Below are 19,269 nucleotides of genomic sequence, written 5' to 3'. Positions count from 1 at the left end.
TGTTATGGAGGAGTGATAAATGGTGAAATTAAAGCCTTTATTTTTAAGTTTATCAATGATTACTAGTTTAGCTGTCGCAGGGTGCTCAAGCTTTTCAAAAGAAAGTGCGGGAACGACGAAAAGTAATGGGAAAGAAACGGCCACGGTGAAAATGGCTATAGATACAGCGGCGGGTGGTTCTTTTCAGTTTAGAGCTGCCGAGAAACAAGGTTATTTTGAGAAAAATAGTATTAAAGCTCAACTATCAAATTTTGCTTATGGAATTGATACAGTAAATGCGGTATTAACCGAACAAGCTGATACAGGTCTTGCTGCTGATTATGCGCTTTTAAATTCGTTAGGAAAAGGGGATATGGTCGTAATTTCAACACTTACGCGAGGAAATGAAAAATCATCAAAAGACAATGAGCTTCTAGTTAGAGAGGGAATTAAAACAGAAAATGATTTAAAAGGTAAAAAGTTAGGCGTACCTAAAGGGACTGTAACGGAGTATGTTTGGGCGAAATATTTGGTAGCGAAACATATTAATGAAAAGGATATTACCTTCGTTCCATATAGTACACCAGACGAAGCTATTGTAGGGATGAAAAATGGTGATATAGATGCTGTTTGGAGTTCTGGTGCGTTAAAGGATAAATTTAAAAATATAAAAGGTGTAACAAAATTAGGTGATTTAGAAAGTGCGGGCGTTACAATTGACAGCTATTTACTAGCAAAAAGATCATTTGTCGAGAAGAATCCAAAAGCAGTTGAAAATGCACTTAAGGCTCTTTCTGAAGGCATAAAATACGTAGAAAACAATAAAAAAGAAACAGCAAAACTTGCTTTTGAACAATTGAAACTACCAGAGAAAGACGCATTAAAAGATATTGAAAGACAGAACTATGTTCTTGGATTTACTAAAGAAGATGCTAAGCATCTAGAAGATATGAAAAAATGGTTAGAAGAAAAAGGGAAGCTGAAAGATAAATATGAATTGAAAGATAAGATTGATCTTGAATCACTAAAGAAAGCTTTCCCTGAATCTGTTACTTATAAATAGAATAGGAGTGAAGTATGGTGAGTACAGTAAGTGAAAAAGAAGTATTGAAATCTCCTGTAGCCATTTCTATTTCTGGGTTATCTAAATCATTTAATAATGAACAATTTGTTTTAGAAAATGTAAATTTAACAATTGGGAATGGTGAATTTTTTATATTACTTGGCCCGAGCGGATGCGGAAAATCTACATTACTCAGTATGATTGCTGGATTTGTTGAAAAAACATCAGGAGAACTTATGGTAAATGATGAAGAAATAAAAAAGCCGGACAGAAATCGCGGTGTCGTTTTTCAACAAGCAGACGCAGCACTTTTTCCGTGGCTAACAATTAAAGAAAATGTTGAATTTGGTTTGAAAATGAAAAAAATGATAAAGCAGACTCGAAACAAAATATCCTCTTATTATATAAAACTAGTTGGGCTAGATGGGCATGAAGGAAAATATCCAAGAGAACTTTCTGGAGGTATGAAACAAAGAGTCCAATTAGCACGTGTTTTAGCCAACGACTCGGAATTTTTATTAATGGATGAACCATTTGGAGCGCTCGATGCAATGACTCGAAGAACGATGCAAATAGAGTTAATTCGAATTTGGAAAGAAACAAACAAAACGATTATTTTTGTCACTCATGATATTCAGGAAGCTCTATTACTTGGGCAAAGAATAGGGGTAATGTCTAAAGGACCTTCTTCAAAAATTGAAAAGATTTACGATATTCCACTACCGTATCAGAGAACATTTACAGATAAAGAATTTAATTACTATTATCAAATGATCCAATCACACTTTGATTGAAAGGAGGTCCCAATATGAGCGCATTGAAAGATGAGAGTGCAAGAAAAGATACTATTTATGAAACAAATAATTTCAAGACTGGTTTAAAAAAGAAGCTATTACAAAGTGGAATTATCGCTTGGATACTTATCCTTGCAATATGGAGTGCTGTGGCGAGTTTTTCTGATCCGCAATTTTTGCCAAGTCCGATAGCAGTTTTGTATGGAGCAATTGAACTGAGTCAAAATGGTTCCTTATTTATATATGTAGGAGTTAGTTTTTTAAGAGTAATAGCTGGATGGATTTTAGGGAATTTTGTAGCTATTCCGGTAGGGTTATTAATTGGCCGAATCCCATGGTTAAGAGCGCTATTTGATCCAGTTATCAATTTTATTCGCTTTATTCCACCTCTTGCCTTTATAACATTATTTATGCTTTGGTTTGGTATTGGAGAGCAATCTAAAATTTTCCTCATTACGTATGCAACTTTCTTTATCGTGACAATTAACACAATTACCGGTGTGCAAGCTGTTGAAGAAGATAAAATTCGTTCAGCGAGAAGTATGGGAGCATCAGAATGGCAAATTATGTTCCATGTCATTATACCTGCTGCACTTCCTTATATTTATACTGGGGCAAAGCTTGCGATGGGATCCTCATTTATGGCCATTGTTGGAGCTGAAATGGTTGCAGCTAATGAAGGAATTGGCTATATGATTTGGAATGCAAGGTTATATTTCAAAACAGATTGGATTTTTGTCGGCCTTGTTATTCTTGGATTGATGGGATTCTTGATGGATCGGATATTTAATAAATTCGGAAGTGTAGTTTTGAAAAGATATAATGTGGTGAAAAAATAAAAAAAGAGCCATTTAGCTGACTAAAAAGGGTTAGATAAATGGCTCTTTTTATGAATAAAAGTCGATGTGTACATACTTCTTATTATTTTTCTATTTCGGCTTCAATCCTCTTCACCAAATCAATAGACACGTTATGAAAATACCCTAAAACGATCTTCCTAATATCATCGGATATAACCTTTAAATCACTAGCTAAGTTTTCAGCAAGATGTTCTTTTTCTATCGGTTTTAACTTCGCATAAAATTCACCAGCCTGCGTAAAGTCATCTTGTTTCGAAATAGAAGTTCTCTCAAGTTTACCATCAACGTACCTTCCGTCACCGCTCGTTATTTGATTAGCAGGTGTCCAATTTTGCTGTTGGTTAATCGTTAATTTGCGGAATTCAGGTCCAATTCGTCTTCTTTGAGAATCACTATAAATGTTCGCACGTCCTTGCAACATTTTATCATCTGATAATTCAGCACCGTCAAGTAAATTAGAAGGGGAGAAAGCGACTTTTTCTATTTGTTCCATAAAATTTTCAGGGTTTTTATTTAATACCATTTTACCTACGGGTATAAGAGGATACACCTTTTCATCCCATACTTTTGTATCATCTAGAGGGTCATAAGAAAGATGCGCTTCATCTTTCGGGTCCATGAGCTGGACATATAAACCATATTCCACTGGTTTACCATTTGCAATTGCATCATATAAATCTTTCCCGCTATAATCTGGGTTTTCAGCAGCCAGTTTATTTGCTTCCTCGCTAGTAATGAATTGTACACCTTCAAATGGGTACCAATGATACTTTACATACTTTCGATTGCCTTCTGCATTTCTCCAAACATATGTATTTACACTATGTCCTGGAATGCGGCGAAGGCTTTTGGCCGTACCATTATCAGAGTACAAACGGACAACGAAATGTATGGATTCAGGTGCTCTAGCGACAAAACTCCAAAATCTATTAGGGTCTATTAAGTTATTTTTAGGTGAAGGTGACAACGCTTGAATTGTTTCAGGGAAACGCATTGGATCGCGAACAGAAAAGACAGGAATGTGATTACATAATAGATCGAAAATACCTTCTTTTGTATAAAATTTTGTAGAAAAACCGCGTACATTTCTAGCAGTATCAGGTGTTCCTTTCGTACTAACAGCTAGTGAAAATCGTACCATAACAGGAACTTTCCCATTAGAATGTTGTAGAAAACTTAGTTTCGTATGTTCAGACATTGGATAGATCGTTTGAAAATAACCGAACGCACCAAATCCTTTTACATGAACAGGTCTTTCTAAAATTTTTTCGTGAATAAATTGTTGTAACGCCTCGTGAAGCACACTATCTTGCTCTAGAATAGGTCCACGTGAACCAACTGTTTGAGAGTGAAGTATAGCTTGTTCATTACGTTCTCCATTATCATTAAAGTCTTTCCTTAGTAAAGATTGCCTCTGTTTATCATAGTTTTCATCCATCAATATAGCCTCCAAATCTTTTTTGTCCATTGTTACTAAATATGATTTTATAGCATTGATTATGTATACCACGCAAAGTTCAAACTAGTAACAGACCGCTAGATGAGAAAAACGCGTATGTAGTGGACCTGTTGAAATAGAAGAAATTATGGAAAAATGAATATCGGGAAGAACATTACTATTAAAATTTCAATCTAAAAAATGAATATATACATGACTTTATAGAAAATGAACAGAAATAAAACAGGGAAAATAACTAGGAGGAATTTAACATGTCGGATTGGTTTCAATTAGATAAAGAGTATATGATGTCAACGTACTGTCGTACAAAGCTTGCGATAGAAAGAGGAGAAGGGTGTAAGCTGTATGATGTGGATGGTAAAGAGTATTTAGATTTATTTTCTGGTGTAGGCGTAAATGTATTAGGATACAATCATCCGGAAATTGTGCAAACGACAATGGATCAAGTTACGAAGTCGTTGCATCTACCGTTTCATTTTTTAAACCCAGTTGCAATTGAGTATGCAAAGAAATTAGTTGATTGCTCTTTAAAAAACGGAAAGGTCTTTTTTACAAACTCTGGTACGGAAGCGACAGAAACAACGTTGAAATTAATTGATAAATATAGAGCTATTACGCATGAAGAACGTGAAGGAATCGTAGTACTGAAAAACAGTTTCCACGGGCGTACGTTAGGAGCACTTCATTTTACGAGACAAGAAAGTGTATATCAAAATTTTCCTAAAACATCGATCCCGGTATATGAAGTTGAGCGCGAGAATATAGAGCAATTAGAAGAGACAATAATTCATGAAAATCCAATTGCCATTATGTTAGAACCTGTATTAGGAAGCGGGGGAATTTATCCATTATCGGGTGAATATTTACATGGTGTTCAAAACTTATGTGAGAAATATAATGTACTACTTATCGTTGATGAAGTTCAAAGTGGTATGGGGAGAACAGGAAAACTATTCGCTTATCAAAATTTCAATATTACACCAGATATTATTCAAATTGGTAAAGGAGCAGGAGGCGGGATACCGCTAGGTGGAATTATTGTAGGTGAAAAGTTATGTGATGTATTTGCACCAGGAGATCACGGCACCACATTTGCTCATTCATCAATGGGAACGGCTTTAGGTTTAACTGTATTAAATACATTACTTGACGATGGGTTAATGCAAGAAGCATATGAAACGTCACTATATTTGAATGACAAACTGCAAGACATTCAGAAAGAAAATTCTTATTATATTCAGGAAGTGCGTCATGCGGGGATGATGTTTGGGATAAGTGTGAATGACACGAATGAAAATGTGAAGAAATTACAGATTGAGTTAATGAATAAAGGAATGTTAGTCGATGTAACACAAGGGAATATTATTCGATTACTTCCGCCGTATATTATTACGAAAGAGGAAATTGACGCATTCACTTATGAGTTTATTTCTTGTGTTCATAACATAGCTGCTATAGCAAGTATTTAAAAAAATATAAAAAAATATAAAAAGCTGAAGAAGCCGCTATTTTAGCGGCTTCTTCAGCTTTTTAAAATAGTAAATTACTTAACATAGAGAGCATCTCATTGGACAAATAATTAATTATGTGAAACAATAATAACAGATAAGGAGACGTTAATTTTCCTTAAGTGCTTCGAATTAATTTTATTCAATAAGAGAAGGTGTGCTTAAAGAAGTTAAATTAAATAAGGAGCTGTTTTATTATATGCAACAAAATAATGATTTAAATTTTGAACCTCAAGACGTTAATATTGTCAATCCTAAACAAGCCAGGAAAGCAGTAGTTGCTACTGGTATAGGGAATGCAATGGAGTGGTTTGACTTCGGATTATACGCGTATTTAGCGGTAATTTTAAGTCAATTATTCTTCTCAGGTGTTGATAATAGTGGATTGCAACTTGTACTTACATTTGGTACATTTGCTGCAGCCTTTCTCGTTCGACCAATCGGAGGTGTATTCTTTGGTAGAATAGGAGATAAGTACGGCCGAAAAATCGTGTTAAGTACTACTATTATTTTAATGGCACTTTCTACATTATTCATCGCATTACTACCAACCTATGAACAAATTGGTGTATGGGCACCAATACTACTTTTAGTTGCCCGAATGATTCAAGGCTTCTCTACAGGCGGCGAATATTCAGGTGCAATGGTTTATATCGCAGAATCTTCTCCAGATAAAAAGCGTGGTATACTCGGTAGTGGTCTTGAAATTGGAACACTCTCAGGTTACATTGCTGCTTCGGTAATTGTTACCATTTTGACGTTATTGTTAACAGATGAACAAATGCTCAGCTGGGGCTGGCGTATTCCTTTCTTAATAGCTGCACCAATTGGCTTGGTCGGTTTATATTTACGCCGTCATTTAGATGAATCTCCCATCTTTGAAGAGATGGAAAAAGCACAAGAGGAATCTGAAGACAATGAACAATTTTCATTTATGGATATTATGAAATATCACAAAAAAGACTTCTTATTAAGCACAGTAATTGTCGCCTTCTTTAATATTACAAATTATATGATTCTTTCGTATATTCCTTCTTATCTAACTCAAGTACTTAAAGTCAAAGAAACAACGGGCTTATTAATTATTTCAATTACGATGGCACTTATGATTCCGCTAGCACTTTATTTCGGTAAATTAAGTGATAAAATTGGTAATAAACGCGTCGTGCAAATCGGCTTACTTGGTTTAACTGTATTTGCAATTCCAGCATTTTTACTGATTGGTAACGGACATATTGCCGCTATATTTGCAGGTATTTTCATATTAGGTTTCTTCCTAAGTGTGTATGAAGGAACATTACCGTCATTATTACCATCACTCTTTTTCACCGATGTACGTTATCGAGCACTTTCGATCTCATTTAATATTTCTGTATCAATATTCGGTGGAACAACACCACTTGTATGTTCATACTTAGTTCATGCGACTGGTAACCCGCTAGCACCGGCATTTTATTTAACAGGTGTAAGTATCATTGGATTAGTCGTATTTAGTGTTCTATTCGTTACAACATCAGGACGCGCGCTAAAAGGTTCATATCCTACAGTAGAAACGAAAAAAGAAGCACACCAAATCGCTAAAGAAGACCCTGAAGAAACACTTTGGTGGCATGAAGAGTCATTAGAGATTGAAGCAGGGAAAAACGCCTCAATTTAAAAAGTAACGTAGAAGTATAAAAAGACTCCTATGAAAATAGGAGTCTTTTTGTTGTATTATTTTTTCCTTTTCTTTAAATCCTTCTGATACATGTAAAGCTTATGAATTTCATCCTTAAATTCCTGCAAAAGTACGATGTTTTCCTCATTTGAATAACGCACTGTATTATAAGCATTAATAATAATATGACTCTGAATATTTACATCTTCTTCACTATTTATTCTATCTAACCATGCCTCAATAGTTTCTCCTCGATTTCTATTTAAAGGGGGAGTTAACTTACTTTCAAGCTTAAAAATCTCTTTTCGAATTTCGTTATGTGGCGGTTTGTTTCGTTTCAAACGTTTTTGGCTCATGCCTTCTTTATCAGTGATGATAGTAGATTCAAAGACAGGTATATTTGGTAAACTGAATTGTTTTCGTTTTTTTATTATTTTCCAAACGACATAAATAGCAATGGCTGCACAGGCTATTATGGTTATGCTATTTATAAGAGTTGGATCAAAAGGACGTGGCTCCAATCCATCCTTAATTGTAGGATCTTTTAGATTTCCTTTATTCGACCAAAAATCATCTGTTTCTTTTAACGCGGCTGCTGAAAATAATGGATTAATAGCGTATCCGAACCCTAATGCAACTGCTTCTATGATAAATGAAAAAACAAGCCGAATGAAAGGAAACACTTGAATAAGTACTATACTCATTACACCAATCGTAATAATAGAAGCGAAACGTAATAACTGTTGATTACGATTTGCCCCAGTTAACCAAAATGTAATCATAATGTGTATAACTAATAGTAATAGTTTCCCGAGTGGTGGAAAAGGAGCATAAAATATAGCTGAAACACCAAACCAAACAATACCACCTAACGATTTTTGAACTGGGTATCCTGGTCCAACTACATGTACGATAAAGAAGAAAAGCGGTAACATAATTGTGCCAAATAGAGAGAAAGGGAGAAAAATAGAACAACCGATTATTTGAGTTATTAACAGTATGACAAATCCTGTTGTTTTTTTCTTCATTAATATATGAATAAGAAATACACCAATATAGCCTGTTGCTAAAAATATAACAACAGCAACAAGTTCGTCCCTTTCTGTTAATAACGAAAGGAGGAGCAGCAGAATAAAGTCATTAACGTGATAGAGCCAAGTTTTCAAGCTTTTCCACCATCCCTTCGTTATTTATGAGAAACGTAGGTTGCGATAGAAGAGAGAGGTCATTCTTCTGCAAGCCGATGTAAATCATTGTAGAGGATCGTTCTCCTTTTCTATTTGTATAATGGAGAAATCCTTGTTTCGGAATTAATGTGCTATCGTCTGAAATACGTGCCAATTCCTCTAAAGCTTTTGCGTAATGAGTTTGCCCTTCATTTAATGGTAAGTGCAGAGGACCACCTTCAGCTAATATACTAATAAATAATTCAAACGGTATTTGATGCTTCGTAGCGTATTGACAAATGTATGTTGCAAATGAAATAAGATCTTCTATATTATCTTTCCAACCAAACCCGCGATCAGCAGCTAAAGAAAGACAGATCGTCCAACTATAATTTTTTACAGGTTCATATTGCTTCGCCTGTAATTCCTGCATTTTAGCAGATGCTTTCCAATGAATAGAACGGAAAGACTCACGTTCATATCGTTTCACACCGATAATAGATGTTTCATCATTGTAAAAAGAAAAATTGGTTCGATAAGATCCATTTAAAAGTTGCTGAAGTTCTTGCAAACCTGCTACTTCTTTAGGAGAAGGGTACACAATAATTTCAGTTCTTAATTTATCAAATACAGGTAAATGTACAGATAATAAATGAAAAGGATCTTTCAAAACACATTCGAATTGTTCAATTTGAAACACGCCACGCTTCGTAGCGGTTAATGATAAATCCCATTTTTGCGCTGAATGAGCAGGTTGTGAAAATGGAAAAGAGAATAGTGTTTTTGATATTTGTTCAATTCCTTGATCTTTATTCGGTAGTAGGGACGGATCTAAATGAAAATAACAAACACCATTAACGAGTGGTATATTTGCTCCATTTTTTAAATGAATAAAAAACTGTCCAGATTCATCAGGGAAAAGCCGAGTTGTTTGTTTCTCATTTATTACTTGAAACTTTTTCTCTATGTAAGCGACATATTTATAAATGAAAATCGCAAATAAATAGTAGAAGAAAAAGAAAAACATAATGATTCGTTGCGGCATAAAAAATGTAAATAGTATCGCGCCTGGCACAGATAGTTGAATAATATGAAGTTGAAAAAATAAAGGTACAGTTACAACGCGCTGTCCATTCATGTTTGTTCAATCTCCACTGGTACGTCAACCTCTTTTAAAATCTTTTGCATCATTTCATTTTTTGTCGTACGTAATGCGCCTTCCATTGATAAGACGATACGGTGATTCCAAACAGAAGGAACTAACAATTGTATATCTTCTGGTGTGCAATATTCTCTCTCTCGTAAAAAGGCTAAAGCTTGAACAGCACGTACTAAAGCTAATGTGGCACGTGGACTTACACCGTTAGCGATATAATCATGATTTCTTGTAGCATGAGCAAGTTTAATAATGTAATGTTCTAACGGTTCTGATATGAAAATCTTTTTTACTCGTTTCTGTGCCTCTAAAATATCATCTAAAGTAATAACAGATGTGACACTTTCTAGTGGTGCGTCGTTACGGAAACGTCGCATCATTTGTAGTTCATCTTCAGGATTTGGATAACCTATAGAAATTGTCATTAAAAAGCGATCAAGCTGTGCATCTGGAAGAGGGAACGTTCCTTGTGATTCAATTGGATTTTGCGTCGCAATAACAAAGAACGGTTTTGGAAGAGGAGTTGACTGCTTTTCAAGCGTCACTTGTCGTTCTTCCATCGCTTCTAATAAACTAGACTGTGTTCTTGGCATTGCACGGTTAATTTCATCTGCCAATAAAATATTTGCCACGACTGGTCCTAGTCTTAACTCGAATTCGCTCGTTTTCGGATTGAAGTATTCAATACCTGTCACATCACTCGGAAGTACATCGGGTGTAAATTGAACGCGAGAAAAATTACCACCAATACTTTTTGAAAGTGTTTTCGCAAGTAACGTTTTCCCAGTACCAGGTACATCCTCAAGAAGTACATGACCGTCAGCAAGCAAGGAAACAATTAATAGATCTATAACATTTTCTTTACCTACAAAAACTGATCCTATATTTTCTTTCAATTTATTTATCATATGTATCATTCCTTTCAAAATATAAACGGATATTTCTATATTTTAACAAATTATTCAGAAAATTTATACGGTTTTTCAATTCAAAGAAATAAATATTCAATTATTAAATTATATTCTTGCATATTTTGGAATGTGAATATATAATATCGGTATACGATGTATCGTAAGTCGATATATCATAAAGCGATGTATCGGAGGTGGTTATAATGAATACGAAAGCGAGAAAATATATTCCGTTAACTGAGGCGACATATTACATATTGTTATCCCTAGTGAAACCAATGCACGGATATGGAATTATGCAATTGGTAGAAGAGATGACAAATGGAGAAGTAAAGCTCGGTCCTGGAACTTTATACGGGAATACGACGAAGTTACTAAAAGAGAAGTTAATAGTTGAAGTGGCTTCTACAGATAGAAAGAAGTGCTATGAGTTAACGCCGTTTGGGAGAGAAGTGTTGGAGCTCGAGTATAACAGATTGCAGAGATCTGTAAGGAATGGAAATAGTATATTAGGGGAGTGAATGGAAGATGGAGGCAAAAAGAGTATTTAAGTTTTTTACGGCATGGAATTTAGAAAAAGAAGAAGCTTTTTTACGAAAGATGCATCAGCAAGGTTGGGCATTACAAAAATATAATTTAATATATACGTTTCAGAAAACGGAGCCAAAAGATGTAATATACAAAGCTGATTTTAGATTGGTTTATAGAGATTCGAAAGAACAACAACAAGAGTATTTCGAAATATACGAAATGTCAGGCTGGAAACGCGTAACAAGTTTCACAAGCTGGAATTATTTTTGTAAAGAAGTAGAAGAAGTAAATGAATTGCCTGATATTTACTCAGAAAAGGAGACGAGAATACAAAAACTAAATCAGTTATTAGTATTCTTTGTTATTATGTTAGCAACTATATTACCATCAATGTACAATCTATTTATAAGCCCGATGGAATCAAGAGTGCCAATGTGGGCGAAAGCTATGACGGGTCTTACAGGTTGTATGTGGATATACTTCTTTATAAGACTCACTTGGAAAATTAAGAAATTAAAAAGTGAAATATTATAATAAAAAGTAGAGTTTAAAAGAAGTTGATGAGAGAAGAGGAGATACCGGGATCAACTTCTTTTGTCTTTATATAAACATAATTTGTTCACTCTTTTTTACATAATAAAAACTTTATAATTTTGTTGTAGAAATACCATTTGCAACACAAGTAATTAAACTGAAAAAATCATAAACGAAAAAGAAATGATTTTCAATAATAATCACCAGTTAAAATTATTTGTATATTAATATTACTTGATAAATAACCCTTTTATGAACATTAATAAAAGAGTGTAAAGTTTAACATATAATAAGGAAGAGATACGTTTTTTATTACCGTATTTAAAGAAAAAATCCCCTATAGAAAAATCTATTTCTACAAGGGATAATCATGTTTTTATTAGAAAGACTGATTTTGAGCAGGTTTAATAAATTGTTCAGGATTTTCAACAAGTCCGCATACAGCACATTGGACACGGTAAGTAGGTCCTTGATAGGCCATATGAAAAGCATTCATCGTTTCATTTGTGTATTCCTCTTCTACTTGACCAGTTTGTGGATTTAACTTAACGGGTTTTACTTGTTGCTCAAGAATATTAAAGCGAGTGCGGTTCGTTTTACAACTTGGACATAGCATTGGTTCCATATGTATACACCTCCATTTGTAGCATTTCTTAAACTTATTAATTTTATGCAAACAAAAAAACTTTCTCAATATAAATAGGTGTTTAATGTATTTAAAATTCAGAAAAAATAAAATATAATAAGAGTACGAACTGGTTATGTCCAAACCAAATCTCCTGTTTTATGCCAATAAGCTGGGGGGCCGAGAAATCGGCCTCATTTTTTTTGTGCTCGCTACTATAGGAAACAAGGTTTTTATGAGACTTTTGTCGAAATTTTAGGGATGGATATAAAGGGGGAAGTAAAATGAATTTAAAAATGAAGTACATCATTTTATATGTAGAAAAGTTTGAGGAATGTTTAAAATTCTATAAAGATATTTTACAGTTGCCTATAAAAGCAGAGCACGGTACATATATTGAATTTAATACGGGATCTACAATATTAGCAATGAATACGCGGCAAGACGTGAAAGAATTAACAGGATTACCACTTACAGAAGGTGAGTTACAATCTTCTCATTTTGAATTAGGATTCGTTGTTGAAAATGTAGAAGAAGCGATTGAGCAATTTAGAGAACAAGGTATTACGATTTTAGTTGAACCAATTGTAAAGCCGTGGGGACAAACAATTGCATACATTGCTGATCCAGATGGGAATTATATTGAAATTTGCAGTTCATTAGAATAGAAGGAGAAAAAGAGATGGGGTTTCCGAAACTAGAAACAGAACGTTTACAATTAAGAGAATTAACGCTGTTAGATGCAGAAACGATGTTCCGTTATTTTTCAAAAGAATCTGTTATACGTTATTTCGGAATGGATTCTTTCGAAAATATTGAGCAAGCGAAAACAACGATTCAAACGTTTAAAAATCGTTATGAAGAGGGAAGTGTATTTCGCTGGGGAATAGAGAAAAAGGGGACGGGCCAATTAATCGGAACGTGTGGTTTTCATTTAATTAACCATCATCATAAGCGAGCTGAAATTGGTTATGAATTAGACGATACATATTGGGGACAAGGATACGCATCGGAAGCGTTACAGGCGATTTTAGCTTACGGGTTTGAAAAGTTGCAACTTATAAGAATTGCTGCTGTTGTATATGTAGAAAATAAAGCTTCTCAAAAATTATTAAGTAAAGCAGGATTTCAAGAAGAAGGATTACTTCGAAAACATATGATTCAAAATGGAGTTGCGCATGATACGATTTTGTATTCTTTATTAAAAGAAGAGTGGAAGAAATAATGAGTACAAACGAACTTATAACTATTATGAAGAAACATAGGAAAAATAGATTCATTTTAGGGATAGATGGTTTAAGTCGTTCAGGAAAAACAACATTTGTTGCAAATTTAAAGGAAAATATGAAACAGGAAAGCATTCCGTTTCATATTTTTCATATTGATGATCATATAGTGGAGCGTAATAAACGCTATGATACCGGATTTGAAGAATGGTATGAGTATTATTATTTGCAATGGGATATTGAGTGGCTTCGGCAAAAGTTTTTTCAAAAGTTACATAATGAAACGAGGCTGAAATTACCGTTCTATAATGATGAGGTAGACTCATGTGAAATGAAAAAAGTACAGATTCCCATAGTAGGCGTAATTGTAATTGAAGGTGTTTTTCTACAGCGAAAAGAATGGAGAGATTTCTTTCATTATATGGTGTACTTGGATTTTCCAAGAGAGACACGGTTTCTACGGGAAAGCGAAGAGACCCAAAAGAAACTTTCGAAGTTTCAAAATAGGTATTGGAAAGCAGAGGATTATTACTTAGAGATGGAATCGCCGAAGGATAGGGCGGATTTAATCATCAAATGATTTGAAAATAGAAGGTGGACATAATGAATATTTTATGGGATTTTGATGGTACGTTATTTGATACGTATCCTGCATATACAATGATGCTATCTGAAATATTGGGTGATAGTGTAGATGAACAAGAAATTTACAAAAATCTAAAAATATCATATTCTCATGCAATTCAGTATTATAATATTTCACGTGAACAGGAAGAAAGGATTAAAATTTTGAAGGGGAAAATCACTCCAAAAGATATGAAACCTTTTAGAGGTGTTGAAGAGATTTTGAAATATGCGGATAAAAATGTGATTATGACTCATAAACATAGGGCGGGGGTTATGGAAATTTTAGAATATTACGGCTGGGACAAATACTTCGTCGACATGGTTACAATTGACGATGGTTTCCCCCGAAAACCGAACCCTTTATCTTATGATTATTTGCATAAAAAGCACAATATTGATTTAGCTATTGGTGATAGAGAGTTAGATTTATTACCTGCAAAAGAATTAGGTATTTCAACATGTATGTTTCAAGGGGATTGTGATGTAGCAGATTATTCTTTATCGCATTACTCGGAATTTTTTAAGGTAGTAATTGATAGAGGGGTTATTTTATAAAAAATTCAAATACACCCTCTACTTTCAAGCAAAAAGTAGAGGGTGTTTTCTATGCTTTATAAAAACGAAAGAAAATTAGCCCTTTCAAGAATTTAGAAGGAGATTAGTATAACAATTTGAATTATATACTTATAGATAAATCTATAGATGAAAAGATTTCAATAAAGCGAGTGATTACATGAGTATTTTCATTTTAGAAGACGATGTCATACAAGCACAGCAAATGAAGCGACTAGTTGAAGAGATTTGCGAGAAATATATGTTGCCTTTTGATTTTATAGAGGTAACTAGTAAAAGTGAAAACATTATTACCAACATTCCTAAGGCGAGGTATGTTCCAATCTATTTTTTAGATATAGAGATAAGAAGAGAAGAGCGTAAAGGATTACAAGTGGCGCAAGAGATACGAAAGTATGATACGCAAGGAATTATTGTGTTTGTAACGACACATTCTGAATTTGCACCTATTTCATATCAATACATGGTATCAGCTTTAACTTTCATTGATAAAGGGTTGCCATACGAGGAGAGATATAAAGTTTTTGAACAATGTTTACTTCAATATGAAGCAAGAAATAAGCATAGTATTCCGTCCGATGACTTTATCGTTGAAAATAGTAATGCCACTGTGCGGGTTCCATTTTATGAAGTTGAATATGTTATGACTGATGAACCGCACCGGTTAGCATTAGTGACGTTAGATCGAATCGTTTATTTTTATGGAACTTTAAAGGAAATTGAATTCGTAGATGAACGTTTATTTCGATGTCATCAATCCTATATCGTGAATACGAAGCAAATGTCTTCTTACGATGCGAATCAAAGAATGATAATTTTAAAAAGCGGGAAACGTATTCCGGTATCACGTCGTTTAGTGAGTAAAGTACGTAACATGTTAAAGGGTGAGATGTAATGTATATTTATGATTTATTTGCAATACTGCTTACTAGTATGTGTCATACGTTTTTATACATACAATTAATCCGGTACAACAGATTGTCAGTTAGAATGTTAATAGCTTTAAGTGCGGTATTCATTATTTTACTTGCTATTGTCGTAACAGTAACGAGATATCCAGAATTGAATAGTACGATTGTGTTGTTTTTAATAAGTTTAGGATTAATGCAAAATGAACTAAAACTTAAGCATAATGTATATTTTGCACTAGTGAGTATGGTGATTATAACGTTAGTAAAAATGTTGCTTTTGGATTTAGGAATGAAACTCTTTATGTTAACGCCATTCAATTTATATTTATGGACAGGAAGTGTAATTCATCTTACCGTAACGACACTTACTTTTATCGGTATTCTATTAGCGCGTAAAAGAATTCAAAAAATTGCTCAATATATAGTAGGTAGTCCGTTATATTATATAACTTACATATTATTAATTGTCGGGTTTATTATTGAACTAATTTTAACTCAGCCGTCAACTGAGTTTTTAGCAAAAATAAATCAACAATACAGTGAAGTAAGTTATAATTCAGCGATTATTATTTTTTTATTATTACTAATCATTGTACTAATAAGCTCACATTTATCGAAAGAAAAGTTACGAGAAGAGCATGAAAAACGTTTAGATAAAGAGTTATTAGATTATGTGGAGAAATTAGAGAATATGCATGATGAGCTTGCTAGTTTCCGTCATGATTATATGAATGTATTACTATCGTTAGAAGAGGGAATACGTACAAAAAATGTGAAAGAAATTGAGCAAGTGTACTACGATGTTATTGCTCCCACATTAAAAACAATAAATGATCATGAACTTGATATCGCAAAATTATCTCGCATACATATTCCTGAAGTAAGAAGTGTATTAAGAGCGAAAATCGGTACTGCCCAGCAGCAACAAATAAAAGTAATGCTCGATATACCAGAGAACATTGAAAGTGTTTCGATGGCGATTATTTCATTTATTCGCATCATTTCAGTTTTAGTAGACAATGCAATTGAAGAAGCAGTACAAAGTGAGGAGAAGATATTACAAATCGCATTCTTTAAAATAGATTCACGACAATATTTCATCGTGCGTAATAGTTCAAAGAGTGAAGCGATTGATTTGCAAAAAATTTATGAGAAAAACCATTCAAGTAAAGAAGGTGCTAGAGGATACGGGCTATTCTCATTAAAACGTATCATAAATAAAACAAATAATGCGACGCTAGAAACAACTTATGTAAGTCCTTATTTCACGCAAACATTTATATTAAATGAGATGAAATGACCATCTATGATGAAAATGAAACCGAATAAGAAGTAACTACATACTTTCTTCACTCGATTTTATACACTTCAAGTAAGAGGTGAAGCGAGATGAATGGTCTTATTTTTACAACAATGATTAGCTTTGGTTTACCGCTTATTGCACTTTTATATGCTTTTTGGAAGAAACGCTATATTCCATATATGTTAGGGGTATTGGCTTTTGTTGTATCACAAATATTGATTCGTATACCAATACTGAATTATGTAAATGGAACTAGCACAGATTTTCAAATGTTTTCCGTTATGCAGCCCATACTATTTGCAGTTTTGCTTAGTATATCAGCTGGAATTTTTGAAGAGATAGCTCGTTTTATCGCAATGCGTTATTTTATGAAGCAACGAGATTGGCAGTCTGGTTTTTTATTTGGAGCAGGGCATGGTGGTATTGAAGCGGTGCTGATAGTTGGTGTCCCGGTCTTGTCCTTATTATTGTCTCAAACAGTCATTCAAAACGGTGACAGCTATTATCTTGGTGGTATTGAGCGAATCTTTGCGATGGTATTGCATATTGGGCTTTCCTTCATTATATTACAAGCTGTCGTCCAAAAAAAATTTCGTTATGTTGTATATGCAATTCTCATCCATGGGGCTGCAAATGCAATAGCGGGCATTATATCACTTTATGTACCAGGAAAAAGCGGGATCATTATATCAGAAGTTTCAATAGCAATTTGTGCGTTACTCGTTTTTAGTTATAGTTTCATTTTAAAAAGAAAGGATGTATGAAAATGAGAAAAATGTTACTTATTATTATAAGTGCTATCGTGGCGTTCGCGCTCGCGGCATGTACCGGTAATAAAGTAGATGAAAGTACGTCAAAAAAGTTTATTCCAAAGGCGGAAGAAATTGTATCATTATTAAATGAGGCAAAGTATAAAGACGTGCGTGAAAAATTTGATAGTAAAATGAAAGCTGCATTGTCAGAAGAAAAGATGAAAGATCTTACACCTATAATAGAGAAAGCTGGTACATTCGAAAAAATTGAAAAACAATCAATTGAAGAAAAAGATGGCTTATATACTGTTATTCTTGTAGCGAAATATAGTAAAGAACAACGGACATTCATTATAACTTATAATGATAAAGAAGAAATAGCAGGTTTAGTTATTAAATAAAAAACAGATACAGTGGAAGTTCCCGCTGTATCTGTTTTTTTGATTTAACCAAATTATGGTTATTTGTGCTAATATGAACTTATAGCTATATAGAAGGAGTGAGTTAGTATGAAAACTGAACTAGTTCCTAAAAAGAAGTACAGTATAATAAGCTACATATGTTTACTCATCGGTATTTTATGTTTTCTGTTCGTTTTTATAACGCCAACAAGGATAGCGAATGCAGGTAATATAGTGGGAGATTATATTACAGTTGCCCTGACAGTTGCAGGTATCATACTTTCTATCATTACAATGACGAAAAAAACAGAGAAGAAGGGGATTGCTATTCTTTCATTCATACTGTCCTCATCATTCTTTATATTTTGGATCATCGCGATTATTTTAGTTTTGACTGGTCGAGTTAGTTTTGCTCCGTAATACCAAATAAAAAGAGTCCTTCACACGAGAAGGACTCTTTTTATTCGGTATCTTCAGGTTGATATTCTAAAATATCCCCAGGTTGGCATTCTAATGCTTTACAAATGGCTTCTAAAGTTGAAAACCGAACTGCTTTTGCTTTTCCGTTTTTCAAGATCGAAAGGTTAGCCATTGTAATTCCAACCTTCTCCGAAAGCTCTGTTACACTCATTTTTCTTTTCGCTAACATTACATCAATATTAATAATAATTGCCATATTATTCACCTCAGACCGTTAAATCATTTTCTGATTTTATATCTATCGCATCTTTTAATAGTCTTTGGAGAACGGCAGCAAAGACCGCGATTACCATTGAAGCAAAAATCATAATCATTCCAATAATAATAATGCCAGGCGCATCATCTCTCTCTGCCACAAGATAGAAAAGTGGCATACCTAATACATATAATACACTAATTGCTAGTGCGCTGTACTTAATATTTTTTAAAGCTTTAACAGATAACTCTGAGAATGCATTGTTCTTATCAATATAGTTTAAAAGCTTAAATGTTTGGTACAAAGCAAAATAATAAGGTATTGCTGTTGCGTATAAGTTGATAAATACAAGATATTTAATATATGTAATATCAGGATATAATTCTGCTGCGAAATTCCCTATTTTAGGAACTAAAAAAATGCACATAGCAAGAACAGGGATACCCATTAGAATCACAGCTGTCTTTAGGAAGAGTGTTGATCCTTGTTTCATAAAAAGCACCTCATTTATTTAATATCTTATTAATTTACCACGAAATTTATTGTTAAACAATAAA

At 33.7% G+C, this 19,269-nt stretch carries 23 protein-coding genes; 16 read left to right on the top strand and 7 right to left on the bottom strand.

Annotated features, from left to right (window positions below; translation table 11 throughout):
- The first annotated feature begins 19 nt into the window (after positions 1-19).
- From MR079_RS00290 to MR079_RS00280, 3 genes are read left to right on the top strand one after another with little or no spacing between them, the layout of a single operon-like run.
- Complete coding sequence (locus tag MR079_RS00290; RefSeq protein WP_000239836.1) at positions 20-1,042, top strand: ABC transporter substrate-binding protein; 1,023 nt, start codon at positions 20-22, stop codon at positions 1,040-1,042.
- 14 nt (positions 1,043-1,056) lie between these two features.
- Positions 1,057-1,836 carry an ABC transporter ATP-binding protein gene (locus MR079_RS00285; protein ID WP_139865970.1) on the top strand — a complete coding sequence of 260 codons (780 nt, stop codon included), beginning with the start codon at positions 1,057-1,059 and terminating at the stop codon, positions 1,834-1,836.
- A 14-nt stretch (positions 1,837-1,850) separates the two neighbouring features.
- Positions 1,851-2,675: an ABC transporter permease gene (locus MR079_RS00280; RefSeq protein WP_242293268.1), complete on the top strand. Its 825-nt coding sequence runs from the start codon at positions 1,851-1,853 to the stop codon at positions 2,673-2,675.
- A gap of 82 nt (positions 2,676-2,757) precedes the next feature.
- Here the strand turns inward: MR079_RS00280 and MR079_RS00275 are convergent, their stop codons facing one another.
- The gene (locus MR079_RS00275; RefSeq protein WP_139865968.1) at positions 2,758-4,134 is read right to left on the bottom strand and encodes a catalase; all 1,377 of its coding nucleotides are present in this window, start codon (positions 4,132-4,134) and stop codon (positions 2,758-2,760) included.
- 272 nt (positions 4,135-4,406) lie between these two features.
- Between MR079_RS00275 and MR079_RS00270 the strand changes: the two genes are divergently transcribed.
- Complete coding sequence (locus MR079_RS00270) at positions 4,407-5,624, top strand: aspartate aminotransferase family protein (RefSeq protein WP_242293267.1); 1,218 nt, start codon at positions 4,407-4,409, stop codon at positions 5,622-5,624.
- Between the two features lie 238 nt (positions 5,625-5,862).
- Complete coding sequence (locus MR079_RS00265) at positions 5,863-7,320, top strand: MFS transporter (RefSeq protein ID WP_001186944.1); 1,458 nt, start codon at positions 5,863-5,865, stop codon at positions 7,318-7,320.
- Between the two features lie 56 nt (positions 7,321-7,376).
- Here MR079_RS00265 and MR079_RS00260 read toward each other — a convergent pair whose 3' ends face one another.
- From MR079_RS00260 to MR079_RS00250, 3 genes are read right to left on the bottom strand one after another with little or no spacing between them, the layout of a single operon-like run.
- On the bottom strand, positions 7,377-8,486 hold the full coding sequence (locus MR079_RS00260) for a DUF4018 domain-containing protein (RefSeq protein ID WP_242293266.1): 1,110 nt from the start codon (positions 8,484-8,486) through the stop codon (positions 7,377-7,379).
- On the bottom strand, positions 8,461-9,624 hold the full coding sequence (locus MR079_RS00255) for a DUF58 domain-containing protein (protein WP_242293265.1): 1,164 nt from the start codon (positions 9,622-9,624) through the stop codon (positions 8,461-8,463). The genes MR079_RS00260 and MR079_RS00255 overlap by 26 nt, the downstream gene beginning before the upstream one ends.
- A complete protein-coding gene (locus MR079_RS00250; RefSeq protein ID WP_242293264.1) occupies positions 9,621-10,550 on the bottom strand; it encodes an AAA family ATPase in 930 nt (309 codons plus the stop codon). The genes MR079_RS00255 and MR079_RS00250 overlap by 4 nt, the downstream gene beginning before the upstream one ends.
- A gap of 206 nt (positions 10,551-10,756) precedes the next feature.
- Between MR079_RS00250 and MR079_RS00245 the strand changes: the two genes are divergently transcribed.
- Positions 10,757-11,074: a PadR family transcriptional regulator gene (locus MR079_RS00245; protein WP_001092635.1), complete on the top strand. Its 318-nt coding sequence runs from the start codon at positions 10,757-10,759 to the stop codon at positions 11,072-11,074.
- Between the two features lie 7 nt (positions 11,075-11,081).
- Positions 11,082-11,618: a DUF2812 domain-containing protein gene (locus MR079_RS00240; protein WP_242293263.1), complete on the top strand. Its 537-nt coding sequence runs from the start codon at positions 11,082-11,084 to the stop codon at positions 11,616-11,618.
- A 379-nt stretch (positions 11,619-11,997) separates the two neighbouring features.
- Here MR079_RS00240 and MR079_RS00235 read toward each other — a convergent pair whose 3' ends face one another.
- Positions 11,998-12,243, bottom strand: coding sequence for a hypothetical protein (locus MR079_RS00235; RefSeq protein WP_000433609.1), 246 nt, complete (start codon positions 12,241-12,243; stop codon positions 11,998-12,000).
- Between the two features lie 284 nt (positions 12,244-12,527).
- On the opposite strand from MR079_RS00235, the gene MR079_RS00230 reads away from it, so the two are divergent.
- The 9 genes from MR079_RS00230 to MR079_RS00190 all read left to right on the top strand — a co-directional run bounded on the left by MR079_RS00230 (position 12,528) and on the right by MR079_RS00190 (position 18,456).
- Entirely contained in the window at positions 12,528-12,911 is a 384-nt protein-coding gene (locus tag MR079_RS00230) for a VOC family protein (protein ID WP_242293262.1), read from the top strand.
- A 14-nt stretch (positions 12,912-12,925) separates the two neighbouring features.
- Complete coding sequence (locus MR079_RS00225) at positions 12,926-13,468, top strand: GNAT family N-acetyltransferase (protein ID WP_242293261.1); 543 nt, start codon at positions 12,926-12,928, stop codon at positions 13,466-13,468.
- Positions 13,468-14,049 carry a kinase gene (locus MR079_RS00220; protein ID WP_139865960.1) on the top strand — a complete coding sequence of 194 codons (582 nt, stop codon included), beginning with the start codon at positions 13,468-13,470 and terminating at the stop codon, positions 14,047-14,049. Before MR079_RS00225 ends, MR079_RS00220 begins: the two co-directional genes overlap by 1 nt.
- Before the next feature lie 23 nt (positions 14,050-14,072).
- Positions 14,073-14,651 (top strand): HAD-IA family hydrolase, encoded by a 579-nt coding sequence (locus MR079_RS00215; RefSeq protein ID WP_242293260.1) that lies wholly within the window; start codon positions 14,073-14,075, stop codon positions 14,649-14,651.
- Between the two features lie 178 nt (positions 14,652-14,829).
- A complete protein-coding gene (locus MR079_RS00210; RefSeq protein ID WP_242293259.1) occupies positions 14,830-15,564 on the top strand; it encodes a LytR/AlgR family response regulator transcription factor in 735 nt (244 codons plus the stop codon).
- Complete coding sequence (locus MR079_RS00205) at positions 15,564-16,880, top strand: GHKL domain-containing protein (protein WP_139865957.1); 1,317 nt, start codon at positions 15,564-15,566, stop codon at positions 16,878-16,880. Before MR079_RS00210 ends, MR079_RS00205 begins: the two co-directional genes overlap by 1 nt.
- Positions 16,881-16,969: 89 nt before the next feature.
- Positions 16,970-17,647: a YhfC family intramembrane metalloprotease gene (locus tag MR079_RS00200; RefSeq protein ID WP_242293258.1), complete on the top strand. Its 678-nt coding sequence runs from the start codon at positions 16,970-16,972 to the stop codon at positions 17,645-17,647.
- A 2-nt stretch (positions 17,648-17,649) separates the two neighbouring features.
- A complete protein-coding gene (locus tag MR079_RS00195) occupies positions 17,650-18,036 on the top strand; it encodes a DUF3887 domain-containing protein (protein ID WP_242293257.1) in 387 nt (128 codons plus the stop codon).
- Between the two features lie 108 nt (positions 18,037-18,144).
- Positions 18,145-18,456 (top strand): hypothetical protein, encoded by a 312-nt coding sequence (locus MR079_RS00190; protein ID WP_000845972.1) that lies wholly within the window; start codon positions 18,145-18,147, stop codon positions 18,454-18,456.
- Positions 18,457-18,496: 40 nt separating this feature from the next.
- On the opposite strand, the gene MR079_RS00185 is transcribed toward MR079_RS00190, so the two are convergent.
- The gene (locus MR079_RS00185) at positions 18,497-18,712 is read right to left on the bottom strand and encodes a helix-turn-helix domain-containing protein (protein ID WP_000974619.1); all 216 of its coding nucleotides are present in this window, start codon (positions 18,710-18,712) and stop codon (positions 18,497-18,499) included.
- 10 nt (positions 18,713-18,722) lie between these two features.
- Entirely contained in the window at positions 18,723-19,205 is a 483-nt protein-coding gene (locus tag MR079_RS00180) for a DUF2975 domain-containing protein (protein ID WP_242293256.1), read from the bottom strand.
- Positions 19,206-19,269 lie beyond the last annotated feature (64 nt).

Origin of the sequence: Bacillus cereus group sp. BfR-BA-01381 (assembly GCF_022663555.1) — a bacterium.
Taxonomy (GTDB): Bacteria; Bacillota; Bacilli; order Bacillales; family Bacillaceae_G; genus Bacillus_A; species Bacillus_A pacificus.
This window is presented reverse-complemented; position numbering and strand designations above follow the sequence as displayed.